The organism is Pelagovum sp. HNIBRBA483 (assembly GCF_040931995.1).
Lineage (GTDB): Bacteria > Pseudomonadota > Alphaproteobacteria > Rhodobacterales > Rhodobacteraceae > JAEPMR01.
The window spans coordinates 541,744-565,927 of record NZ_CP162412.1 but is presented as its reverse complement, the minus strand read 5'-3'; the positions used below and the strand labels follow the sequence as shown (position 1 = coordinate 565,927).

Annotated in this window: 18 protein-coding genes and 1 tRNA gene; all 19 read right to left on the bottom strand. The window is 56.3% G+C overall.

Annotation, left to right across the window (positions count from 1 at the left end; genetic code table 11):
- Window positions 1-60: 60 nt before the first annotated feature.
- A complete protein-coding gene (gene tuf, locus AB1E42_RS02840) occupies window positions 61-1,236 on the bottom strand; it encodes an elongation factor Tu (protein ID WP_368345474.1) in 1,176 nt (391 codons plus the stop codon).
- A gap of 90 nt (window positions 1,237-1,326) precedes the next feature.
- Window positions 1,327-3,444 (bottom strand): elongation factor G, encoded by a 2,118-nt coding sequence (gene fusA, locus AB1E42_RS02835; protein WP_368345488.1) that lies wholly within the window; start codon window positions 3,442-3,444, stop codon window positions 1,327-1,329.
- A gap of 18 nt (window positions 3,445-3,462) precedes the next feature.
- The gene (gene rpsG / locus AB1E42_RS02830) at window positions 3,463-3,933 is read right to left on the bottom strand and encodes a 30S ribosomal protein S7 (RefSeq protein ID WP_368345487.1); all 471 of its coding nucleotides are present in this window, start codon (window positions 3,931-3,933) and stop codon (window positions 3,463-3,465) included.
- 12 nt (window positions 3,934-3,945) lie between these two features.
- Window positions 3,946-4,317 (bottom strand): 30S ribosomal protein S12, encoded by a 372-nt coding sequence (gene rpsL, locus AB1E42_RS02825; protein WP_368345486.1) that lies wholly within the window; start codon window positions 4,315-4,317, stop codon window positions 3,946-3,948.
- 248 nt (window positions 4,318-4,565) lie between these two features.
- The gene (locus AB1E42_RS02820) at window positions 4,566-5,417 is read right to left on the bottom strand and encodes a glycosyltransferase (RefSeq protein ID WP_368345485.1); all 852 of its coding nucleotides are present in this window, start codon (window positions 5,415-5,417) and stop codon (window positions 4,566-4,568) included.
- A gap of 68 nt (window positions 5,418-5,485) precedes the next feature.
- Window positions 5,486-6,385 (bottom strand): DMT family transporter, encoded by a 900-nt coding sequence (locus AB1E42_RS02815; protein WP_368345484.1) that lies wholly within the window; start codon window positions 6,383-6,385, stop codon window positions 5,486-5,488.
- A gap of 99 nt (window positions 6,386-6,484) precedes the next feature.
- Window positions 6,485-10,699: a DNA-directed RNA polymerase subunit beta' gene (gene rpoC, locus AB1E42_RS02810; protein WP_368345483.1), complete on the bottom strand. Its 4,215-nt coding sequence runs from the start codon at window positions 10,697-10,699 to the stop codon at window positions 6,485-6,487.
- A gap of 47 nt (window positions 10,700-10,746) precedes the next feature.
- A complete protein-coding gene (gene rpoB / locus AB1E42_RS02805) occupies window positions 10,747-14,886 on the bottom strand; it encodes a DNA-directed RNA polymerase subunit beta (RefSeq protein ID WP_368345482.1) in 4,140 nt (1,379 codons plus the stop codon).
- Window positions 14,887-15,118: 232 nt separating this feature from the next.
- On the bottom strand, window positions 15,119-15,493 hold the full coding sequence (rplL, locus tag AB1E42_RS02800) for a 50S ribosomal protein L7/L12 (protein ID WP_368345481.1): 375 nt from the start codon (window positions 15,491-15,493) through the stop codon (window positions 15,119-15,121).
- Between the two features lie 70 nt (window positions 15,494-15,563).
- Entirely contained in the window at window positions 15,564-16,076 is a 513-nt protein-coding gene (gene rplJ, locus AB1E42_RS02795) for a 50S ribosomal protein L10 (protein WP_368345480.1), read from the bottom strand.
- A gap of 247 nt (window positions 16,077-16,323) precedes the next feature.
- Complete coding sequence (gene rplA / locus AB1E42_RS02790) at window positions 16,324-17,022, bottom strand: 50S ribosomal protein L1 (RefSeq protein WP_368345479.1); 699 nt, start codon at window positions 17,020-17,022, stop codon at window positions 16,324-16,326.
- Window positions 17,022-17,447, bottom strand: a complete 426-nt coding sequence (gene rplK, locus AB1E42_RS02785) for a 50S ribosomal protein L11 (RefSeq protein WP_368345478.1) — start codon at window positions 17,445-17,447, stop codon at window positions 17,022-17,024. Before rplK ends, rplA begins: the two co-directional genes overlap by 1 nt.
- Window positions 17,448-17,551: 104 nt before the next feature.
- Window positions 17,552-18,085 carry a transcription termination/antitermination protein NusG gene (gene nusG, locus AB1E42_RS02780; protein ID WP_368345477.1) on the bottom strand — a complete coding sequence of 178 codons (534 nt, stop codon included), beginning with the start codon at window positions 18,083-18,085 and terminating at the stop codon, window positions 17,552-17,554.
- Between the two features lie 192 nt (window positions 18,086-18,277).
- Complete coding sequence (secE, locus tag AB1E42_RS02775) at window positions 18,278-18,478, bottom strand: preprotein translocase subunit SecE (RefSeq protein ID WP_368345476.1); 201 nt, start codon at window positions 18,476-18,478, stop codon at window positions 18,278-18,280.
- 53 nt (window positions 18,479-18,531) lie between these two features.
- A complete protein-coding gene (locus tag AB1E42_RS02770) occupies window positions 18,532-19,437 on the bottom strand; it encodes a hypothetical protein (protein WP_368345475.1) in 906 nt (301 codons plus the stop codon).
- A 41-nt stretch (window positions 19,438-19,478) separates the two neighbouring features.
- Window positions 19,479-19,554: transfer RNA gene (locus AB1E42_RS02765), tRNA-Trp, on the bottom strand.
- A 162-nt stretch (window positions 19,555-19,716) separates the two neighbouring features.
- Window positions 19,717-20,892 carry an elongation factor Tu gene (gene tuf / locus AB1E42_RS02760; protein WP_368345474.1) on the bottom strand — a complete coding sequence of 392 codons (1,176 nt, stop codon included), beginning with the start codon at window positions 20,890-20,892 and terminating at the stop codon, window positions 19,717-19,719.
- A 98-nt stretch (window positions 20,893-20,990) separates the two neighbouring features.
- Window positions 20,991-21,701, bottom strand: a complete 711-nt coding sequence (locus tag AB1E42_RS02755) for a hypothetical protein (protein WP_368345473.1) — start codon at window positions 21,699-21,701, stop codon at window positions 20,991-20,993.
- 81 nt (window positions 21,702-21,782) lie between these two features.
- Window positions 21,783-24,107, bottom strand: a complete 2,325-nt coding sequence (locus AB1E42_RS02750; protein WP_368345472.1) for a DNA topoisomerase IV subunit A — start codon at window positions 24,105-24,107, stop codon at window positions 21,783-21,785.
- Window positions 24,108-24,184 lie beyond the last annotated feature (77 nt).

Genomic DNA, 24,184 nt, shown 5'->3' with positions numbered 1-24,184 from the left:
ACCCGTCGTTAAAGTGTACGGGCCGCCCGAAAGCGACCCGACAATCAAGTTATCTCTCGATTACTCGATGATTTTGGAGACGACGCCTGCACCAACGGTGCGGCCGCCTTCACGGATTGCGAAGCGCAGACCGTCTTCCATCGCGATCGGAGCAATCAGCTCAACCGCGAACTTCAGGTTGTCGCCCGGCATCACCATCTCGGTGCCCTCGGGAAGCTGAACCGTGCCGGTCACGTCCGTCGTGCGGAAGTAGAACTGCGGACGGTAGTTCGCGAAGAACGGCGTGTGACGGCCACCTTCTTCCTTGGTCAGGATGTAGGCCTCAGCTTCGAACTTCGTGTGCGGCTTAACGGAACCCGGCTTACACAGAACCTGGCCACGCTCAACGCCTTCACGGTCAACACCACGCAGAAGCGCACCGATGTTGTCGCCTGCCTCACCGCGGTCAAGCAGCTTGCGGAACATTTCAACGCCCGTGCAGGTCGTCTTCTTGGTGTCGCGGATGCCGACGATCTCGATCTCGTCGCCAACATTGATCACGCCACGCTCAACACGGCCGGTCACAACCGTACCACGACCAGAGATCGAGAACACGTCTTCGATCGGCATCAGGAACGGCTGGTCAACAGCGCGCTCAGGGGTCGGGATGTAGCTGTCAACTGCTTCCATCAGCGCACGAATGGAGTTCTCGCCGATCTCGGGGTCACGGCCTTCCATAGCAGCAAGCGCAGAGCCCTTGATGATCGGAATATCGTCGCCCGGGAATTCGTAGGAGCTCAGCAGCTCGCGGATTTCCATTTCGACGAGCTCCAGAAGCTCTTCGTCGTCAACCTGGTCAACCTTGTTCATGTAAACAACAAGTGCCGGAACGCCGACCTGACGGGCCAGAAGGATGTGCTCGCGGGTCTGCGGCATCGGGCCGTCAGCTGCGTTCACAACCAGAATGCCGCCGTCCATCTGGGCCGCACCAGTGATCATGTTCTTAACGTAGTCGGCGTGGCCAGGGCAATCAACGTGCGCGTAGTGACGGGCTTCCGTCTCGTACTCAACGTGCGCCGTCGAGATCGTGATCCCGCGGGCCTTCTCTTCAGGCGCGCCGTCAATCTGGTCATATGCCTTGAAGTCACCAAAATACTTCGTAATCGCTGCCGTCAACGTCGTCTTGCCGTGGTCAACGTGACCAACAGTGCCGATGTTTACATGCGGTTTCGTACGATCAAACTTTTCCTTAGCCATGATGGGCTCCTCTATTTTTCTTCCACGGTGCGCCTAAAACGCACCCTACGGAGTTGCTGTAGGGTGCGCGGCGAACCGCGCACCGCCGGATTAGGCGTACTGTTTCTGGATCTCGTCAGAGATGTTCTGCGGAACAGGTTCGTAGTGATCAAACTGCATCGTGAACTGCGCCCGGCCCGAGGACATGGAACGCAGCGTGTTGATGTAGCCGAACATGTTGGCAAGCGGTACGAAAGCATTGATCGCGATGGCGTTGCCGCGCGTATCTTGACCCTGCACCTGGCCACGACGGGAGGTCAGGTCACCAATGATGCCACCGGTGTATTCTTCCGGCGTGATCACTTCGACCTTCATGATCGGCTCGAGCAGTTTTGCACCGGCTTTCTTCATGCCTTCGCGCATACCCATGCGTGCAGCAATTTCGAATGCCAGAACGCTCGAGTCGACGTCGTGGAACTTACCGTCAATCAAGGCAACCTTGAAGTCGATGACGGGGAAGCCGGCCAGAGGGCCGCTGTCCATAACCGACTGGATACCTTTTTCGACGCCAGGGATGTATTCTTTCGGAACGGCACCACCAACGATGCGGCTTTCGAAAGAGTAGCCTTCGCCCGGCTCTGTCGGAGAGATGACAAGCTTGACTTCTGCGAACTGACCCGAACCACCCGACTGTTTCTTGTGGGTGTAAGTATGCTCGACTTCGTGGCTGATGGTTTCACGGTATGCCACCTGCGGCGCACCGATGTTGGCCTCAACTTTGAATTCGCGCTTCAGACGGTCAACAAGAATGTCGAGGTGCAATTCGCCCATGCCCTTCATGATGGTCTGACCGGACTCAAGGTCAGTTTCCACACGGAAGGAGGGGTCTTCAGCAGCCAGACGGGCCAGACCCGCGGACATCTTCTCTTGGTCGCCTTTTGTCTTCGGCTCGACAGCAATCTCGATCACCGGATCGGGGAAAGTCATCGTTTCGAGAACAACAGGGTCTTTGGCGTCGCAAAGGGTGTCACCAGTTGTGGTGTCCTTCAGACCGGCCAGAGCGATGATGTCGCCTGCAAATGCTTCCTCGATTTCCTCGCGGTTGTTCGAGTGCATCATCATCATACGACCAACACGCTCTTTCTTGCCTTTGGTCGAGTTCAGGATCTGGTCACCCTTGCGCATCACGCCGGAGTAGATCCGGGTGAACGTGAGCGATCCGACAAACGGGTCGTTCATGATCTTGAATGCAAGGCCTGCGAAAGGCATGTCGTCTTCTGCTCGGCGAGCGATGTTACGAACTTCTTCTTCGTCGCCAGGCTTGAAGCCCATGTAATCAACAACATCGAGCGGGCTCGGCAGATAGTCGATCACTGCGTTGAGAAGCGGCTGAACGCCTTTGTTCTTGAATGCGGAACCACCGAGGACCGGCACGAAGTGCAGCGCCAGGGTGCCCTTGCGCAGCAGAGCGCGCAGGGTCGCGACATCAGGCTCTTCGCCTTCCAGGTAAGCCATCATTGCGTCGTCGTCTTCTTCGACGGCAGCTTCGATCATCTTACCACGCCACTCTTCGGCAACGCCTTTGAGCTCGTCGCGAATATCGACCTGAACCCACGATGCGCCAAGGTCTTCACCCTTCCACAGCCACTCTTTCATGGTGACGAGGTCGATAAGACCTTCCAACTCGCTCTCAGCGCCAATCGGCAGAGCAACAGGAACAGCCCGCGCACCGGTGCGATCTTCAATCATGCGAACGCAGTTGAAGAAGTCAGCGCCGATCTTGTCCATCTTGTTGACGAACACGATACGCGGAACCTTGTAGCGGTCGGCTTGACGCCAAACAGTTTCGGTCTGCGGCTCAACGCCAGCGTTGGCATCGAGAACACAAACAGCACCATCGAGAACCGCAAGCGAACGCTCGACTTCGATTGTGAAGTCAACGTGGCCGGGGGTGTCGATGATGTTCAGACGGTGCTTTTCAGTATCAGCTGTCTCGCCATCTTCGGTGCGCTCCCAGAAAGTGGTCGTCGCAGCGGAAGTGATCGTGATGCCACGCTCCTGCTCCTGCTCCATCCAGTCCATGGTTGCGGCGCCGTCGTGAACTTCGCCGATATTGTGGGATTTGCCCGTGTAAAACAGGATCCGCTCAGAACAGGTGGTCTTACCTGCATCGATGTGAGCCATGATCCCGAAATTCCGGTATCTGTCGAGGGGATAATCGCGTGCCATTGGTCTATACCTCTAGGGTTACCAGCGATAATGGCTGAACGCTTTGTTCGCGTCGGCCATCTTGTGGGTGTCTTCCCGTTTCTTGACCGCAGAACCACGGCCATTCACGGCGTCGAGCAGTTCACCGGCAAGACGCTCTTCCATGGTGTTTTCGTTGCGCGAACGCGCAGCGGAAATCAACCAGCGGATTGCGAGAGCTTCACGGCGCTCAGGGCGGACTTCAACCGGCACCTGATAAGTCGCACCACCGACACGGCGGGAGCGAACTTCGACAGAAGGTTTGATGTTGTCGAGAGCTTCGTGGAAGACCTCAACAGGAGCCTTCTTCAGCTTGGACTCAACGCGATCGAACGCGTTGTAGACAATTTTCTCAGCGACCGATTTCTTACCATCGATCATAAGATTGTTCATGAACTTCGTCAGCACCCGATCACCAAACTTGGCATCGGGGAGAACTTCACGTTTTTCAGCGGCGTGACGACGCGACATTGCGGTCTCTCCTTACTTCGGACGCTTGGCGCCGTACTTCGAACGGCGCTGCTTACGGTCTTTGACACCTTGCGTATCAAGAACACCGCGCAGGATATGATAACGAACACCCGGAAGGTCTTTTACACGGCCACCACGGATCAGAACCACAGAGTGTTCCTGAAGGTTATGGCTCTCACCAGGGATGTAGCTGATGACCTCGTAGCCGTTGGTCAGGCGAACCTTCGCAACTTTCCGCATAGCGGAGTTCGGCTTCTTGGGGGTGGTGGTGTAAACGCGAGTGCATACGCCGCGCTTCTGAGGGCACGACTCGAGGTGCTGCGACTTCGATTTCGTAACTTTAGGCTGACGCGGCTTGCGGATCAGCTGCTGGATCGTTGGCATTGGGCTTTTTTCCCTATCCTACACATGTGTAGCGGCCCCGTAGGTCCGCGGTTATCGACAACGTGCTAAACGCGTCCGAATAGCACAAAAAATCCGCAGGCGTTCCCTTACCGGAGGAACGGTGCGGTGAGCATTCAGAGGATCGGGGCAGCATTAGCCCGGATCGTGACCACTTCAGTTTTGATATGCGGACAAGGGGAATGCCCCGCGCCCGGATGGGGGGCGTATAGGGGGAGTCGGATGGGCTGTCAACAGCTGCCTGCGCCGTTGAATATTTCCCAGGCTTTCTGCAATTCGGGTCGCTCTATGCCGAACCTGTAACGCATCTGTGCATCAAGTTCATCGGCGGTATAAGTCCGCGCAGTGTCGCGCCCGCTCTCGCTTGTGATCCCGCTGTCATTTGAACCATGAAGGCCACGCAAGTACATCGGCTGCTCTTGCCAACTAAACACATCCATATGCTGCCACAGCAGATGATGCTTGAAATCAAGCAAGCCAGTTGGAGCCGCTGGTCGCGTATAAACAATAAGCGCCGGCGTCCAGAGACGGTGAACCGCTGGCTTGATTCCCAATTCTCTCTCGCGGAGGTCCAGAAGAAACCCGCGCGGAAAATCGAGTGCCAGTTTGGGCGCCTCTTTAAAAAAGCCACGCAGCTGCGGAAAGAACGAGCGGGCCATCGCGACAAAATCCACCGCAATCGCATCGTCATCATCCAGCCTACCCTCTGCGACTACGGTAGCTCTTGGATCGCGGAAACGCGCCATTAATTCGCGGCATTGGTCGCGGTGCGGCTGACCTTCTGAAACGAACACCGGCCGTATCTGCGGCACGCTCGCGACAATCTTCATGACCTCCGAACGGAACGGCTCGGGAAGGTTTTCACCAAGCATCAGCAAGAGCTTGAAGCGTTCATCATGTTGGGCACGCACCGACGGTACAAGAACATGCCGCAGAAGCCACACCCTCAGGCGCAATCTTTCCGGATCGTACAAAAATGCGCGCAAGTCCTCGACAGACGCAAAGTCATGATCAAATGCCTCAACGCTAGAAGGCACCGACCAGCGGCATATCAGCAGGACTTGTATGTGCAGTTTTTGCATGCCTTGACCCGAACCCCCTAGGCACAACCTTCACCAGACTGCGCGCTTGGTTCAACCGAAAATTGATCTCACCGGCTCCGGAGCGCCTTCGCCACACCGAGCTTTCGCTGACGCTCACGAAAGAAAGTAAAGACGCCAGTGGCGACGACCAAGGCTGTTCCAAGGAGCGTCAGCGGTTTTGGCCAATCTCCAAAAACGAACCATCCCAAGGTCAGCGCAACCAACAGGGAACTGTATCTGAAAGGCGCGACAAATCCGATATCACCAACCCGCATCGCGGCGACCGAAAAAATATATCCTGCGACTAGGAATAGAGACGCGCCGCCGATCTTAGCCATCGACCCTATGTCGAGCGGCTGCCATGCAAAGTTGAATGATCCAAGCGCCGCGAAAACGGTCACACCTAGCGACGCAGCAAGAGCGACTGCACTCGAGGGCACCGCCGCAGAGAGCTTGCGCGCGGTTAAATCGCGCACGGTCACACAGGCAACAGAGAGCAGCGCCGAAACCGAGTAGAGAGTGAACCCTTCGGTCCCCGGTCGGATGATTAACAAAACGCCAAGGAACCCGATTACGATCGCGCCGATACGTCGCCACCCGATTGGCTCCGAAAGAAATAGTGCGCTTGCCAGCGTCACGGAAAGCGGCAAGGCCTGTAAAATCGCACTTACGTTAGCCAACGGCATATTGAAAAGCGCGGTCAGGAAGAACCACGTCGCGCCAACCTCCATTAACGTTCGCAGGATCAAGAGGCGCCGATCTGTTGGCGACAAACTGGTTGGCAAAGGACTGATGAACCGGATCAGCACGATCAGCAGCAGCGTTGTGGTGCACCCCCGCAGGAAAAGTGTTTGGAAAAGCGGAAGGCCCATCGATAACGTTTTCATGAAGGTATCGTTGACGGTGAATGCCGTCATAGACCCCATCATGAGTAGCGCACCGCGCATATTATCTGAAACGTTTGCCATGATGCTCGATAGCAGGCGTCAAGGCTTCCCGCTACAGAATTGATTGCAATAAAAAAGGCCCCCGATTTGGGGGCCTCTCTTGATCTCATGTCGCAGGGTTTACTCTTCTGCGGCGTCGCTTGAGGTTTCTCCATCGAAAACCGGAGCAGCGAGTGCTGCGGCGGCTTCCGCTTCCTCACGACGCACGTCAATTACGGCCTGATCACGCTCAGAAGCGATCCGGCGAACGCGGGTCGTCGCACCACCTGTACCTGCCGGGATCAGACGACCAACGATGACGTTCTCTTTGAGGCCGATGAGCTTGTCCCGCTTGCCCTGAACAGAGGCTTCGGTGAGGACACGCGTCGTCTCTTGGAACGATGCAGCCGAGATGAACGAACGCGTCTGGAGCGATGCTTTAGTGATCCCGAGCAGGATCGGCTCACCCGTTGCGACACGACCACCGCGCGCGATGGCTTTCTCATTCGCATCATCAAACTCGGCCTTGTCCACATGCTCGCCTTTCAGGAGCGTGGTGTCACCAGAGTCCATGACCTCCCACTTCTGCAGCATCTGGCGAACGATCACTTCGATGTGCTTATCGTTGATCTTCACACCCTGCAGGCGGTAGACGTCTTGCACCTCGTTGATCATGTAGCCAGCCAGAGCCTCGACACCCATGATAGACAGAATGTCGTGCGGTGCAGGGTTGCCGTCCATGATGTAGTCACCCTTCTGGACGTGGTCACCTTCCTGAACAGGAATGTGCTTGCCCTTGGGCACCATGTACTCAACGCGGTTTCCACTATCATCGGATGCTTCAATGGCGATGCGGCGCTTGTTCTTGTAGTCTTTCCCAAAGCGCACATAACCATCGATTTCTGCGATGATTGCGTGATCTTTCGGACGACGCGCTTCGAACAGTTCAGCCACCCGCGGCAGACCGCCGGTGATGTCTTTGGTCTTGGCACCTTCGCGCGGAATACGCGCAACAACGTCACCCGCTTCGACCATCTGACCGTCCTCAATAGAGAGGATGGCATCAACAGACATTGGATAGGTCACAGGATTGCCAGCTTCGTTGCGCACAGGCTCGCCATCATCACCAACAATGATGATTTCCGGCTTCAGCTCGTTGCCCTTGGGCACCGAGCGCCAGTCCGTCACAATGCGCTGGGTCATACCTGTCGCATCGTCGGTATCCTCACGAACGGCGATACCGTTTACGAGGTCAACGAAGCGCGCTTTACCGCTCTTCTCGGCAATGATCGGAAGGGTATAGGGATCCCATTCGAAAAGCTTGTCACCACGTTTCACCTTGGCGCCTTGCTTCACAAACACCTTCGAGCCGTAGCCCACCTTGTGCTGTGCCAGCTCCTCACCAGCATCATCCATGATGGCAATAACCATGTTCCGGCCCATCACGATCTGTTCGCCAGCGGCGTTTTCCAGAAGCGATGCGTTACGGAACTCAATCTTGCCAGCGGCAGATGCCTCAAGGAACGACTGCTGACCACCCTGAGCAACACCACCGATGTGGAAGGTCCGCATTGTCAGCTGCGTCCCAGGCTCACCAATGGACTGCGCCGCAATGATGCCGACCGCTTCGCCGATGTTGACAATTGTACCACGCGCAAGGTCACGACCATAGCACTTGGCACATACGCCATCTTCGGATTCACAGGTCAACGGGCTGCGGACGCGCAGCTTCGCCACGCTCGCATCCTCGATCAGGTCGGCGGTACGTTCATCAATCAGATCACCCGCGCTGACGAGAACCTCTTCCGTCCCCGGACGCAGCACATCGTCAGCCGCAACACGGCCCAGGATCCGCTCTGCCAATGACGAGACGACCTCGCCATCGTTGACGGCCGCTTCGACAGTGATCGCCAGATCGGTTCCGCAGTCCTTTTCGCGAACGATGCAGTCCTGTGCCACGTCAACGAGACGACGGGTCAGATAACCGGAGTTCGCAGTTTTCAGAGCGGTGTCCGAAAGACCCTTTCGTGCGCCGTGCGTCGAGTTGAAGTACTCGAGAACGGTGAGGCCTTCCTTAAAGTTCGAGATAATCGGCGTTTCGATAATCTCACCGGACGGCTTGGCCATCAGGCCGCGCATCCCGCCCAGCTGCTTCATCTGGGTCACCGAGCCACGCGCACCGGAGTGAGCCATCATGTAGACCGAGTTCGGCTCTGCAACAGCGCCAGTCTCGTCTCTCCGCTCGGCGGAAATCGTCTGCATCATCGCTTCGGTGACGCGGTCGTTACACTTCGACCAGGCATCAACAACCTTGTTGTACTTTTCGCCCTGAGTGATCAGGCCATCCATGTACTGCTGTTCAAAATCCTTGACCTGATCACGGGTCTCATCAACCAATGTCCACTTGGTGTCAGGGATAACCATGTCATCCTTGCCGAACGAAATACCGGCACGGAAAGCCTCGCGGAAGCCCATGGTCATGATCTGGTCACAGAAGATCACAGACTCTTTCTGACCACAGTAGCGGTAGACGGTGTCGATGACCTGCTGCACTTCCTTCTTCCGAAGCAAGCGGTTCACCAGATCAAACGGGGCCTTGTTGTTGAGCGGCAGAAGGCTGCCCAAACGCAAGCGGCCAGGTGTCGTCTCAAAGCGCCGGATAACCTCGTTGCCTTCTTCATCAACCTGCTTGATCCGTGCGTTGATCTTGGCATGCAAATGCACTTCGCCAGCAGCCAGAGCATGCTCCACCTCCTCGATATTCGAGAAGGACATACCCTCACCTTTCATGCCGTCACGCATGATTGTGGTGTAGTACAGACCGAGGATCATATCCTGCGACGGAACGATGATCGGCGCGCCGTTAGCAGGCGACAGAACGTTGTTCGTCGACATCATAAGCACGCGGGCTTCGAGCTGCGCTTCCAGCGAGAGCGGGACGTGGACCGCCATCTGGTCACCGTCGAAGTCAGCATTAAACGCCGAACAAACGAGCGGATGAAGCTGGATAGCCTTACCTTCGATCAGAACCGGTTCAAACGCCTGAATGCCAAGACGGTGCAGCGTCGGAGCGCGGTTCAGAAGTACCGGATGCTCGCGGATCACCTCATCGAGGATATCCCAAACTTCAGGACGCTCTTTCTCGACCAGCTTTTTCGCCTGCTTCACGGTGCTGGAAAGACCTTTGGCCTCCAGACGCGAATAGATGAACGGCTTGAACAGCTCTAGCGCCATCTTTTTCGGCAGGCCGCACTGATGCAACTTGAGCTCGGGGCCGGTCACGATGACAGAACGACCCGAGAAGTCGACCCGCTTACCCAAAAGGTTCTGACGGAAACGACCCTGCTTACCCTTGAGCATATCCGAAAGGGACTTCAACGGCCGCTTGTTGGCACCAGTGATCACACGACCACGACGACCGTTATCAAAGAGCGCGTCGACAGATTCCTGCAACATCCGCTTTTCGTTCCGGACGATGATGTCAGGAGCGCGCAGTTCGATCAGCCGCTTGAGGCGGTTGTTCCGGTTGATCACGCGGCGGTAAAGGTCGTTAAGGTCAGATGTCGCAAAACGGCCGCCATCCAGCGGCACAAGCGGGCGCAGTTCCGGCGGAATAACCGGAATGACAGTCAGGATCATCCATTCCGGACGGTTTCCAGACTCGATGAAGTTTTCAACGATCTTCAGACGCTTGATGATCTTTTTGGGCTTCAGTTCACCTGTCGCCTCTTTCAGCTCTTCGCGCAGCTGCTCTGCGGTCGCCTCAAGGTCGATCATCGACAGCATTTCGCGGATCGCTTCAGCGCCGATATTGGCGGTGAATGCGTCCATGCCGTAGGTGTCTTGCGCGTCAAGGAACTCTTCTTCCGACATCAGCTGACCAAAGGTCAAATCGGTCAGGCCCGGTTCGATTACGACATAGTTCTCGAAGTAGAGAATGCGCTCAAGATCACGCAAGGTCATGTCGAGCATCAAGCCGATCCGGCTCGGAAGCGACTTCAGGAACCAGATATGCGCAACTGGTGCTGCCAGTTCGATATGGCCCATACGCTCACGGCGCACTTTCTGAAGCGTGACTTCAACACCGCACTTCTCGCAGACGACGCCGCGATACTTCATGCGCTTATATTTGCCGCAAAGACATTCGTAATCTTTGATCGGGCCAAAAATACGGGCACAGAACAGGCCGTCGCGCTCAGGCTTGAAAGTACGGTAGTTGATGGTTTCCGGCTTTTTGATTTCGCCGAAAGACCAAGAGAGAATCCGCTCGGGCGAAGCAAGCGAGACTTTGATTTCATCAAAGGTCTTTGCCGGTGTGAGCGGGTTAAACGGGTTGTTGGTCAATTCCTGGTTCATTTTGCGTCCTTACATAACAGGGGAAGGGGAGAAGTGAGACAAACGCCTCACTCCTCGTCCTCCGCATCCAGGAGTTCCATGTTGAGGCCGAGGCCCCGAACTTCTTTCACGAGCACGTTAAACGATTCCGGCACGCCGGCTTCGAAGTTGTCCTCGCCCTTGACAATCGATTCATAGACCTTGGTGCGGCCTGCGACGTCATCCGACTTCACCGTCAGCATTTCCTGCAAGGTATAAGCTGCGCCGTAGGCTTCGAGAGCCCAAACTTCCATTTCACCGAAGCGCTGACCACCGAACTGAGCCTTACCACCGAGCGGCTGCTGGGTGACGAGGCTGTACGGTCCGGTCGAACGCGCGTGGATTTTGTCATCCACAAGGTGGTGCAACTTGAGCAGGTACTTAATGCCGACGGTCACCGGACGCGCAAACTGCTCACCGGTACGACCATCAAACAGAACCGACTGGCCCGACTGAGAGAAGCCAGCACGAACCAAAGCGTCATTGACGTCGCCTTCTTTCGCACCATCAAAGACAGGCGTTGCGATCGGCACACCGCGCGTCACGTTACCCGCGGCTTCGATCAGCTGGCCTTCCTCCATCGGGGCGATGCCTTCGTCATACACGTTGTCGCCGTAAGCGATCTTCATCGCATCACGAACCGGCGTCAGATCACCAGAGCGACGGTATTCCTGAAGTGCCTCATCAATCTGCACACCCAAGCCGCGCGATGCCCAGCCCATATGTGTTTCAAGAATCTGCCCGACGTTCATACGCGAAGGCACACCAAGCGGGTTCAGAACGAAGTCAACAGGCGTACCGTCTGCGAGGAACGGCATATCTTCCATAGGCACAACCTTGGAGATAACACCTTTGTTCCCGTGACGACCGGCCATCTTGTCGCCCGGCTGAAGCTTACGCTTCACCGCAACAAAGACCTTGACCATCTTCATCACACCCGGTGGCAAGTCGTCACCACGGCGGACTTTCTCAACCTTGTCCTCAAAACGGGCATCGAGTTGCTTCTTCTGCGCCTCGTATTGCTCGTTCAGCGCTTCGATATGCTGCGCATCCTGCTCTTCTTTCAAAGCAAGCTGCCACCACTGGCCACGGCTCAACTCGGAAAGAAGTTCCTCGGTGATCTCGGAATTTGCCTTGATGCCTTTCGGGCCTTTGACAGCAACTTTGCCGAGGATCATCGACTTCAGGCGTGCGTAGATGTTGCGCTCAAGGATCGCGAGCTCGTCATCACGGTCACGGCCAAGGCGCTCGACCTCTTCACGCTCGATCTGAAGCGCACGTTCGTCCTTTTCCACACCGTGGCGGTTAAAGACACGCACCTCAACGATTGTGCCAAAGTCGCCTGGAGGCAAGCGTAGCGATGTATCCCGAACATCAGATGCCTTTTCGCCAAAGATGGCGCGCAGCAGCTTCTCTTCCGGGGTCATCGGGCTCTCGCCTTTCGGCGTGATCTTACCGACAAGGATGTCACCAGGTCCGACTTCCGCACCGATATACACGATGCCTGCTTCGTCGAGGTTCCGCAGAGCCTCTTCACCGACGTTCGGAATATCGCGCGTAATCTCTTCCGGCCCGAGCTTGGTGTCACGAGCAGCGACTTCAAACTCTTCGATGTGAATCGACGTAAACACGTCGTCACGCACGATGCGTTCGGAGATCAGGATCGAGTCTTCGTAGTTGTAGCCGTTCCAGGGCATAAAGGCGACGACGACGTTCTTGCCGAGCGCCAGTTCACCCATATCGGTGGACGGACCATCGGCAATCACCTCGTCCTTGCCAACAGTGTCACCCACTTTCACCAGCGGGCGCTGGTTGATGCAGGTGTTCTGGTTCGAACGCTGGAACTTGCGCAAACGGTAAATATCCACACCCGGATCGCCCGGCTCCAGATCAGCAGTTGCGCGGACAACGATACGCTCCGCATCAACTTGGTCGATGACACCGGCACGGCGCGCCAGAATGGCAGCACCAGAGTCGCGCGCGACCACACCTTCAATACCCGTACCAACGAGCGGTGCCTCTGCTTGCAGCAGTGGCACGGCCTGACGTTGCATGTTCGAGCCCATGAGAGCGCGGTTAGCGTCGTCGTTTTCAAGGAACGGGATCAACGATGCCGCAACGGATACGAGCTGCTTCGGCGAAACGTCGATCAAATCAACATTCTCACGCGGAGCGAGCGTATATTCACCGGATTGGCGTGTCGAAACCAGATCATTGATGAAGTTGCCATCATTGTCGAGCGTGGCGTTCGCCTGCGCAACCGTGTGGCGCATCTCTTCGGTGGCCGACATGTAGACCACATCATCCGTCACCTTCGCGCCTTCAACACGGCGATACGGTGTCTCGATGAAACCGTACTTATTCACGCGAGCGAAGGTCGCGAGCGAGTTGATCAGACCGATGTTCGGGCCTTCAGGCGTTTCAATCGGGCACATCCGGCCATAGTGGGTCGGGTGTACGTCGCGTACCTCGAAGCCCGCACGTTCACGCGTAAGACCACCCGGTCCAAGCGCCGAAAGACGACGCTTGTGCGTCACTTCGGAGAGCGGGTTGGTTTGGTCCATGAACTGGCTGAGCTGCGACGAACCGAAGAACTCGCGCACAGCAGCAGCTGCAGGCTTGGCGTTGATCAGGTCTTGCGGCATGACCGTGTCGATCTCGACGGAGGACATCCGCTCCTTGATTGCACGCTCCATGCGGAGCAAGCCAACGCGATACTGGTTTTCCATCAGCTCGCCAACGGAACGAACGCGGCGGTTACCAAGGTGGTCAATATCGTCGATATCGCCTTTACCATCACGAAGTTCGACAAGTGCCTTCACACAGGCAACGATGTCTTCCTTGCGAAGGGTCCGCTGGGTGTCTTCCGCATCCAGAGCAAGACGCATGTTCATCTTCACCCGGCCAACTGCCGAAAGATCATAGCGCTCACTGTCAAAGAACAGGGTATCGAACAGAGCCGAGGCAGCCTCGTGGGTCGGTGGCTCGCCCGGACGCATAACGCGGTAAATATCGAGAAGCGCTGTTTCACGATTCATGTTCTTGTCGGCCGCCATGGTGTTACGCATGTACGGACCAACATTCACGTTATCGATGTCCAGCACGGGAATTTCTGTCTCACCTGCGTCGATGAGCTCCTTCACTGTGCCGCCGATGATCGTGCCTTCTTTGTCCAGTTCGAGCGTCAACTCATCACCAGCCTCGACGTAGATCGCACCGGTTTCTTCGTTGATGATGTCTTTCGCAGCGAACTTGCCCACAATGTGGTTGAACGGAAGCAGAAGCTCCTTCACGTTGCCTTCGTCAATCAGCTTCTTGACCGTGCGCGGCGTGACTTTCTCGCCTGCTTTCGCGATCACTTCACCGCTTGCAGCATCAACAAGGTCATAGGTCGGGCGCGTTCCCCGTACGCGCTCCGGGAAGAACTTGGAAATCCAGTTCTTGCCCTTCTTGTCCAACGTGTATGTGACCGTATCGTAGTAGGCATCCATGATGCCTTCCTGATCCATGCCCAGCGAATAGAGTAGCGTCGTCACCGGCAATTTGCGGCGGCGGTCGATGCGTGCGAACACGAGATCTTTCGCGTCAAACTCGAAATCGAGCCAGCTGCCGCGATACGGAATGATCCGGCAGGCAAACAGCAGTTTGCCGGAGCTGTGTGTTTTGCCCTTGTCGTGATCGAAGAACACGCCGGGCGACCGGTGCATCTGGGACACGATCACACGCTCGGTTCCGTTGACAACGAAAGTGCCGTTCGGCGTCATAAGGGGCATGTCGCCCATGAAGACGTCCTGCTCCTTGATGTCCTTTACGGAACGGGCACCGGTATCCTCGTCAATATCGAACACGATCAGACGCAGCGTCACCTTGAGCGGCGCGCTGTAGGTCATGTCACGTTGCTGACATTCCTCAACATCATATTTCGGCTTTTCGAGCTCGTATTTCACAAACTCCAGAACAGCCGTTTCGTTAAAATCTTTGATCGGGAAGACCGACTGGAAAACACCCTTGATGCCCTCACCGTCAGCGGGGGTTTCACCATCGCCAGACTGCAAGAACAGGTCATATGAGGATTTCTGAACCTCAATGAGGTTCGGCATTTCGAGAACTTCGCGGATTTTACCGTAGTACTTTCGCAGGCGCTTTTGACCAAGGAAGGACTGAGCCATGTGCGTCGTCACCTTTCAATCTCTACAGTGCACCTACCGCCGGGGCCGCGGCATGTGCGCAGTTTGAGAACGGGAGATTTGGTCTATTCTTGGCGTCCGTCCCACCGTACGCCTCCCGACCAAAACCTACCCAAGGAAACAGCTATTGCTGCTTGCTAAGACAGGTTCGGCTGGACCCACATTTCTGCGGATCCAGCCAAAATTCGGAGCCAAAAGACCCCAAATGGCGTGATTAGGCCAGTTCGACCGTTGCGCCAGCTGCTTCCAGCTTCGCTTTGATCTCTTCGGCTTCTGCTTTTGCAGCGCCTTCTTTGACCTTGCCGCCAGCTTCGACGAGGTCTTTGGCTTCTTTGAGGCCAAGACCGGTGATGCCGCGAACTTCTTTGATCACGTTGATTTTCTGAGCGCCTGCGTCCTTGAGGACAACGTCGAACTCAGTCTTTTCCTCAGCAGCTTCGCCAGCATCGCCAGCAGGGCCAGCGACCATAACAGCGCCACCAGCAGCAGGCTCGATGCCGTACTCGTCCTTGAGGATGGTTTTCAGTTCTTGGGCTTCGAGAAGGGTCAGACCCACGATCTCTTCAGCAAGTTTCTTCAGATCAGCCATTTTGCTTTCCGTTCGTTTGATGTGTGTTCCAACGTCAGGGCATCATGCCCCATGAAGGTATTCAGGTTGCTTATGCAGCTTTCTCTTCGATGGTCGAAAGAATGCTCGCGATGTTCGAAGCAGGCGCGCCAATGGCCCCGGCAATGTTGGAAGCAGGTGCCCCGATGCAGCCAACGATGGAGGCAATAAGCTCCTCGCGGGACGGCATTTCAGAGACTGCTTTAACACCAGCAGGATCAAGCGCCGTGTCACCCATTGCACCGCCGAGAATGGACAATTTGTCATTCCCTTTGGCGAATTTCTGAACAACCTTCGCAGCAGCGACAGGATCTTCAGAATAGGACAACACGGTCATGCCCGTGAGGTATTCAGCGATGCTTGCGCAGGGCTTACCCTCAAGAGCGATCTTGGCGAGCTTGTTCTTGGCAACGCGCACGGAACCGCCCGCTTCACGCATTTGAGCGCGCAGGTCCTGCATTTCAGCAACTGTCAAACCCTCGTAGTGGGCAACCACTACGACGCCAGAGCTTTCAAAGATCTGGCCGAGTTCTTCGACCACTTTCTCTTTCTGGGCTCTATCCACAGTTTCACTCCAAGTTTGGGGTTTCCCCCGGCTCAAGTTGACCCCCGCGAATGCAGGAGCCGTTCGGGTCCGTTTCAGGTTCCCGAGGCCTCGATCGCCCGAAGGTTGGCCACTGGCCTTCCAAACGGAAATCTTGTCTCGTTCCCCATCTCAGGAAGGAATTAAAGGGCTAAGCCCAACCCTCCGTCTCGGACAGGACAGGGCAACCTTGGCCGCCCTGTCATTCGCGCTCATTCGAGCGGAATTCTTAGTTACCAGTCGCCGATGCAACGTCGACGGAAACGCCCGGCCCCATTGTGGAGCTGATCGCAACCTTCTGCATGTAGGTACCCTTGGCACCCGACGGCTTCGCCTTGCTCACCGCATCGACAAAAGCAAGAAGGTTCTCTTCAAGCGCCTTCACATCGAAAGATGCCTTGCCGATACCGGCATGAATGACACCGGCTTTCTCGACCTTGAACTGAACCTGGCCACCTTTTGCAGCGGCAACAGCTTCAGCGACATCCATGGTGACGGTCCCGATCTTCGGGTTCGGCATCAGGTTGCGCGGGCCAAGAACCTTACCAAGTCGACCGACGATCGGCATCATGTCGGGCGTTGCAATGCAGCGCTCGAAGTCGATCTTGCCGGACTGGACGGTTTCCATCAGGTCCTCAGCACCAACGATATCAGCACCGGCTTTCTTCGCTTCTTCGGCTTTTTCACCGCGAGCGAAAACAGCAACGCGCACGGTCTTACCAGTGCCGTTCGGCAGGTTAACCGTGCCACGAACCATCTGATCTGCGTGACGCGGGTCAACACCGAGGTTCAGTGCGATTTCGACGGTCTCATCGAACTTGGCATTGGCATTGCCCTTTACCAGTTCGAGAGCTTCAGTAACCGAGAGGTTTTCTTTGCCGTTAAAGGCTTCGCGAGCAGCGCGCGTACGCTTTCCAAGCTTTGCCATTACTTCACCTCAATGCCCATGGAGCGAGCGGAACCAAGAATAATCTGCATGGCCCCCTCGACAGAATTTGCGTTGAGGTCTTTCATCTTGGCCTCGGCGATTTCGCGAACCTGCGCAACAGTTACCGTACCAACGGTTTCCTTGCCCGGGTTGTTCGCTCCAGACTTAAGCTTCGCAGCTTTCTTCAGATAGAAAGACGCAGGCGGCGTCTTGATATCCATCGTGAAGGACTTGTCCTGGTAGTAGGTGATCACGGTCGGGCACGGTGCACCCGGCTCCATGTCAGCCGTCTTGGCGTTAAACGCCTTCGTGAATTCCATGATGTTGATGCCACGCTGACCGAGCGCAGGACCAACCGGCGGGGACGGGTTTGCTTGACCTGCAGGAACCTGCAGCTTCAGCTGTCCCATTACTTTCTTGGCCATGTGGCCTCTCCTTTTTTTCAACACCCCGACGGCGCGCCGCAGAGGTTCTTCGTTGCGTGGTTCGGCTTGACGATCGCGATCGCCGTACCTCCCACAGTTCTCATTCAAGCCTGCTTGGAGACCTGAGTGAATTCCAACTCGACCGGCGTTGCGCGGCCAAAAATAGACACCGTCACCTTGAGGCGCTGGTTGTCTTCATCAACTTCCTCGACAAGGCCGTCAAAGTCCTCAAACGGGCCGTCGTTGACCTTAACCTTCTCACCAACTTCAAAGTGGATGAGCGTGCGCGGTGCCTCTTGGCCCTCCTCAACACGGTTGAGGATCGCGTTCACTTCGGCATCACGCATCGGCATCGGGCGGCCCTGCGGGCCGAGGAAACCAGTTACACGGTTAATGCTATTGATCAGGTGATACCCGTCATCAGACATTTCCATGTGCACCAGAACGTAACCCGGCATGAACCGGCGCTCGGCCGTCACCTTCTTCCCACGACGCACCTCGATGACCTCTTCGGTCGGCACGAGAACCTCGTCGATCTGCTCCTGCAAACCCTGCTCTTCAACTTTCAAGCGGATTTGTTCGGCGATCTTTTTCTCGAAGTTCGAGAGTACGCTAACCGAGTACCAGCGTTTGGCCATCTTTTTCGACACCTCGTCGCAATCGGCACTGAGCCGATAATATTCCACATTTCCAAGCAGTTGCACCGCTCGTCCGGAAAATAAAAATCGGCGCGCAACTTGATTCGCCGCACGCCATTCCGGAAAGTTGGCCGCTCATACCGCCCGAACTCAATGAATTCAAGAGCCTGCCGCCAATTTCCCTATCGGTTGTCAGGATCCAAAAATATTGAGAACTGCCTGAAGCCCCGAACGGAGGCCAATATCTACCAGTGAAAAGAACAGCGCCAGCAACACCGCCATCACAAGTACCATCGCGGTGGTGAGCAACACTTCCCGGCGGGAAGGCCACACGACCTTTGCGATCTCAGAGCGCGTTTGCTGGATGAATTGAACCGGATTCGTCCGTGCCATTTCTATCACCTTTCGATCAGACCCGCGCGACATACGCCCGATGGCGTCTACTTTCAAGTCACCCCGAGGCTATCGGCAAATTCACCACCCAGAATTTGCACCTTCTCGATCCGCGCGATTTCCTGCAATTGCCGATAATACATCATTTCAGCCTGCGCTTGATCAGCCTCATCGTAGATCGTCAGCTTCGGGGACGTCGCCGATACGGGGAACTTTTTCCGCGCCTGCTGTGCTAGAGCGCCTTTCTTTCCCTCGGCATATTGCCTCAGGACATATGCCGCAGCCTCGGCCGATAGACCGGGGTGGACTGGCTCCTCTTGCGGAGCGACATATGCGCCCAATCCAGGCCCCACCAGCCTTTCGATAATCTGGGTGAAGTTCTTTGGGTAGTCTTCATAGCACCACAAGAAAACCTCCGAAATGGCCGGAATCCTCGCAATCCGTTGCACGAGCCCCAACCAAGACACCGCCGAAACGTCATTTCTTTCTCGAAATCTCTCAGGGGGCAACATCAGCCCGCCGAACAAAACCTGACTGTAGATCGAGTTGAGGAATGTATCTGGCCGCCTGACTGCCAAAAAAACACGGAGCTTTGAATGTGGTAGGCGCTGCGAAAGCCCGTTTATCCTCATGTCGGCCAAGGGATAGAGTGGTTCCCCCACGACACCGCGCTCGTCAAAGAGTTTCCCGAGGAAGTTTTCTTCACTCAAAATAACCCGATCAGAATCCTTAGCCAAAAACTCAAGCTGCAAGGGCGCGGACCGGCCTGTCGTCGCTGCCGTACCGACGCCAAACATCTGCGGGATGCTGCGATCCCGCTCCCGAAGGTATTGCGGACCGTAGAACCTGACACCGGCGGCGATCAACTGCTCTTCATGCGCCTTAAGGGCATGTTGCAAATGGGTAGAGGCGGTTTTGTGCGCGCCAAGATGCAAGGAAAGCGAAATCGTTCGGGTCAACTTACTCCCCTTCGGGATTTGGCGGACCGGCAGGCCGGCGGTGGCAGGGGCAGCAGGGTTCGAACCCGCGACCTACGGTTTTGGAGACCGTCGCTCTACCAGCTGAGCTATACCCCTATGGCCGAGTGTGGATTACGTCAGCAATCACCCAAGATCAAGGGCAATCTGAACGCAATCCATGCGAATAAACAGCCGCAGAACCCACATTTAAAAAGAGAAAGGCCCACCCCCCGAAAAGGGAGGCAGGCCTCGATTGTCGTACCTTGGGTAGTCTCTCGATTACTCGATGATTTTGGAGACGACGCCTGCACCAACGGTGCGGCCGCCTTCACGGATTGCGAAGCGCAGACCGTCTTCCATCGCGATCGGAGCAATCAGCTCAACCGCGAACTTCAGGTTGTCGCCCGGCATCACCATCTCGGTGCCCTCGGGAAGCTGAACCGTGCCGGTCACGTCCGTCGTGCGGAAGTAGAACTGCGGACGGTAGTTCGCGAAGAACGGCGTGTGACGGCCACCTTCTTCCTTGGTCAGGATGTAGGCCTCAGCTTCGAACTTCGTGTGCGGCTTAACGGAACCCGGCTTACACAGAACCTGGCCACGCTCAACGCCTTCACGGTCAACACCACGCAGAAGCGCACCGATGTTGTCGCCTGCCTCACCGCGGTCAAGCAGCTTGCGGAACATTTCAACGCCCGTGCAGGTCGTCTTCTTGGTGTCGCGGATGCCGACGATCTCGATCTCGTCGCCAACATTGATCACGCCACGCTCAACACGGCCGGTCACAACCGTACCACGACCAGAGATCGAGAACACGTCTTCGATCGGCATCAGGAACGGCTGGTCAACAGCGCGCTCAGGGGTCGGGATGTAGCTGTCAACTGCTTCCATCAGCGCACGAATGGAGTTCTCGCCGATCTCGGGGTCACGGCCTTCCATAGCAGCAAGCGCAGAGCCCTTGATGATCGGAATATCGTCGCCCGGGAATTCGTAGGAGCTCAGCAGCTCGCGGATTTCCATTTCGACGAGCTCCAGAAGCTCTTCGTCGTCAACCTGGTCAACCTTGTTCATGTAAACAACAAGTGCCGGAACGCCGACCTGACGGGCCAGAAGGATGTGCTCGCGGGTCTGCGGCATCGGGCCGTCAGCTGCGTTCACAACCAGAATGCCGCCGTCCATCTGGGCCGCACCAGTGATCATGTTCTTAACGTAGTCGGCGTGGCCAGGGCAATCAACGTGCGCGTAGTGACGGGCTTCCGTCTCGTACTCAACGTGCGCCGTCGAGATCGTGATCCCGCGGGCCTTCTCTTCAGGCGCGCCGTCAATCTGGTCATATGCCTTGAAGTCACCAAAATACTTCGTAATCGCTGCCGTCAACGTCGTCTTGCCGTGGTCAACGTGACCAACAGTGCCGATGTTTACATGCGGTTTCGTACGATCAAACTTTTCCTTAGCCATTGCGCAGGCGCCTCGTGCTTTTGGGGGCCTGGGTGGCCCGTTTCAACATCGCGGGCGATGTATTGGGAATTGGTCGGAAAATCAAGCACCAGTTGCGGTTATTCTGCCGCGATTGCAGCATCGGGCAGAATGGTGACTGAAATCTCTTCTCCAATAACGTCACCACCCATATCGCTATCCTCCGAGTCCGGAGCCGTAACTTCATTCGCCGCTCCCATCGCCTGGGATAGGCCCTGTCGGTTCAGGATCGTTTCATCCTCAGGCAGGATTTCTCTGGTGCCGCCAAACCAATCTCCGTTCTCTCTGATAGTGCGTTCAATCGCGCGCGCCGCGTTGAAGGCCAACCCGTCCATCTGCTCTTCAGCACTTAAGGTGATCCCTGAGCCAATTAACGGGATCCGGCAACATGGCTCGAAGACGGTGAGCTGAATTGGTTCTTCATTCAACTTGGTCTGTGTCGCATCCTCATAAAATGTCACCTCGAAAATCAGGACAGAATTCGGTGCATACAGGATCGGGATGCCCGGTTCCGCCAACACATATCCCTGAAGTGCGATTGCAACATGATAATAGGCGTCGCCGTTGAAACGGGACATGCGCTCTTGCACTGCGCCTTTCACCTGCTCGACCCAAACCTCACTCTCGACTTCACGCGACACCGGCCCAACCTGTAGGTTCGGCGCCACAACAATCGTATGCCCAAGCAGGAATCGGCCAACGGGGTCTGGCGTACGCGAAAGATCGTCTCGTGGCGCACCGCAGGCCACCAGCACCAGCAGGGCAATCAACGAAGCAAGAGTTCTCAGCATCCAAATCTCCTTGGCTTCGGCCATGCTAATTGTGGCGACCGCGCGAGGCAACAAACCTCATCGTGACGGCACAAATCCGCTCTAATTGAAACGGTTGTCCCGCGGGAACCCGCGTGGGGCCATGCGCCCGGTGCCTGCCCTCTTGCCTATCCACTCAGCCAATTCGGTTTCGGTCCGCTTGCGCCCCGCCGGATCATGCCAGCTCAAACCTTCTTCCAGCTCAAAAGTCGTTAGGTCGGACAGTCCACCATCCTTGTATTTCTGCAAGCGAACCCCTTTGCCACGGGCCATTTCCGGCAATTCGGAGATCGGGAAAATCAGCACTTTGCGATTCTCACCTACCACAGCAACATGGTCCCCTGTCACTGGCTTTACCGTACGGGTGACGATCTTGTCCTTCACGTTCAGAACGACTTTCCCCGTCCGTGTCTGCGCAACGACCTCGTCTTCGGTCACGATGAACCCGTCCCCTGCCGAAGAAGCGACCACAAGCTTCCGTCCCGGTTTGTGAACCAGAATGTCCACGATCTCGGCTTCGTTGGGCAGATCAATCATCAGGCGCAATGGTTCACCCATGCCCCGCCCGCCCGGCAAGTTGGAAGCCGCAACAGTATAGAAACGCCCGTTACTACCAATGACCAACAACCTGTCGGTTGTCTCGGCATGGAATAGGAAGCGCCCCTCGTCGCCGTCCTTGAACTTTAGCTCGCTATCGAGCGCGATGTGCCCTTTCATCGCGCGAACCCAGCCCATCTTCGAACACACAACGCTGATCGGCTCTTTTTCGATCATCGCTTCCAAAGGTACTTCTTCAAAACTGCCAGCCTCGGCAAAGGTCGAGCGCCGCGCGCCACCTTCGGAGTCCCGCCCAAACTGCTTGCGGGTTTCACGCAGCTGCTCAGCGATCTTGCCCCATTGCAGGTCTTCACTAGCCAAAAGGTCTTCGAGATCGGCACGCTCCTGCATCAAGGCATCGCGCTCTTTGACCAGTTCCATCTCTTCAAGGCGACGCAACGAGCGCAGCCTCATGTTAAGAATTGCTTCGGCCTGAACTTCACTCAGCGAGGGCTCTTCCCCTTCAGCAGGTTTGCCGCCAGCAAAAGGAGAAAGATAATCGGCTTCACTGCTTGCACGGCGATGATCCTTCCCCCAATCCTCAAACATCAGGGCCGCCTTGGGATCATCATCATAGCGAATGATATCGATCACGCGATCAAGGTTCAGGAAGGCAATGATCAGCCCTTCGAGCACTTCAAGCCGGTGGTCGATCTTATCCATGCGATGCCGACTGCGCCGCTGCAACACGTCCCGCCGATGATCAAGGAACGCCCGCAGAACCTCCTTCAGCGAGCACACGCGCGGCGTCACCCCATCTATCAACACGTTCATGTTCATGCTGAACCGTGTTTCGAGGTCCGAATTACGGAACAACATCCCCATCAACACATCCGGCTCGACCGTTCGGGCGCGTGGCTCCAGCACAATCCTGATATCGTCGGCACTCTCGTCCCGTACATCAGCCAGCAAAGGAACCTTCTTCGTCTGGATAACCTCGGCAAGCTTTTCGATCAGCTTCGACTTCTGCACCTGATAGGGGATTTCTGTGACAACAATCTGCCATTGTCCCCGTCCGAGGTCCTCGATCTCCCAGCGCGCACGCAGACGGATACCGCCGCGTCCGGTGCGATAAGCCTCGGCGATCGCCTCCCGCGCCTCGACAATCACACCGCCGGTCGGAAAGTCCGGCCCGGGGACATATTCCAGCAGCGTTTCGTCCCGCGCATTCGGGGCCTTGATCAGGTGCAAACAAGCATCGATCAGTTCATGCAGGTTATGCGGCGGAATGTTAGTCGCCATCCCGACCGCAATGCCACTTGCACCATTCGCAAGCAAATTCGGGAACGCCGCCGGCAGCACGACCGGTTCGCTCAACGTGCCGTCATAGTTGGCACGGAAATCCACCGCGTTTTCCGCCAAGCCTTCCATCAGCGCTTCGGCGGCTGCGGTCATCCGCGCTTCGGTATATCTGCTGGCTGCCGGATTATCCCCATCAATATTACCGAAATTCCCCTGACCATCGACAAGCGGATAACGCACGTTGAAATCTTGCGCGAGCCGCGCCATCGCATCGTAGATCGCCGCATCGCCATGGGGGTGATAGTTCCCCATTACATCGCCCGAAATCTTGGCCGATTTGCGGAAGCCTCCGTTTGATGCAAGCTTCAACTCACGCATTGCATACAGGATGCGCCGGTGAACAGGCTTTAGGCCGTCACGGGCATCGGGGAGGGCACGGTGCATAATCGTCGACAATGCGTAGGTCAGATACCTATCGCCGATTGCACGACGCAACGTTTCCGTGAAGCCCGTTGGCGCTATATTGGGGTCGAGAAGATCATCACTCATGCATGTTGTGTACCTCCACCCCAAGGCAGGGTAAAGCGGCACAATCGCTCAGAGTGATGTTTTGCAGGCGGCTCAAC

Excerpts from the sequence above, each read along its gene's own strand:
- tuf (WP_368345474.1), bottom strand. The coding sequence starts at position 1,236 with ATGGCTAAGGAAAAGTTTGATCGTACGAAACCGCATGTAAACATCGGC.
- fusA (WP_368345488.1), bottom strand. The coding sequence starts at position 3,444 with ATGGCACGCGATTATCCCCTCGACAGATACCGGAATTTCGGGATCATG.
- rpsG (WP_368345487.1), bottom strand. The coding sequence starts at position 3,933 with ATGTCGCGTCGTCACGCCGCTGAAAAACGTGAAGTTCTCCCCGATGCC.
- rpsL (WP_368345486.1), bottom strand. The coding sequence starts at position 4,317 with ATGCCAACGATCCAGCAGCTGATCCGCAAGCCGCGTCAGCCTAAAGTT.
- AB1E42_RS02820 (WP_368345485.1), bottom strand. The coding sequence starts at position 5,417 with ATGCAAAAACTGCACATACAAGTCCTGCTGATATGCCGCTGGTCGGTG.
- AB1E42_RS02815 (WP_368345484.1), bottom strand. The coding sequence starts at position 6,385 with ATGGCAAACGTTTCAGATAATATGCGCGGTGCGCTACTCATGATGGGG.
- rpoC (WP_368345483.1), bottom strand. The coding sequence starts at position 10,699 with ATGAACCAGGAATTGACCAACAACCCGTTTAACCCGCTCACACCGGCA.
- rpoB (WP_368345482.1), bottom strand. The coding sequence starts at position 14,886 with ATGGCTCAGTCCTTCCTTGGTCAAAAGCGCCTGCGAAAGTACTACGGT.
- rplL (WP_368345481.1), bottom strand. The coding sequence starts at position 15,493 with ATGGCTGATCTGAAGAAACTTGCTGAAGAGATCGTGGGTCTGACCCTT.
- rplA (WP_368345479.1), bottom strand. The coding sequence starts at position 17,022 with ATGGCAAAGCTTGGAAAGCGTACGCGCGCTGCTCGCGAAGCCTTTAAC.
- rplK (WP_368345478.1), bottom strand. The coding sequence starts at position 17,447 with ATGGCCAAGAAAGTAATGGGACAGCTGAAGCTGCAGGTTCCTGCAGGT.
- nusG (WP_368345477.1), bottom strand. The coding sequence starts at position 18,085 with ATGGCCAAACGCTGGTACTCGGTTAGCGTACTCTCGAACTTCGAGAAA.
- secE (WP_368345476.1), bottom strand. The coding sequence starts at position 18,478 with ATGGCACGGACGAATCCGGTTCAATTCATCCAGCAAACGCGCTCTGAG.
- tuf (WP_368345474.1), bottom strand. The coding sequence starts at position 20,892 with ATGGCTAAGGAAAAGTTTGATCGTACGAAACCGCATGTAAACATCGGC.
- AB1E42_RS02755 (WP_368345473.1), bottom strand. The coding sequence starts at position 21,701 with ATGCTGAGAACTCTTGCTTCGTTGATTGCCCTGCTGGTGCTGGTGGCC.
- AB1E42_RS02750 (WP_368345472.1), bottom strand. The coding sequence starts at position 24,107 with ATGAGTGATGATCTTCTCGACCCCAATATAGCGCCAACGGGCTTCACG.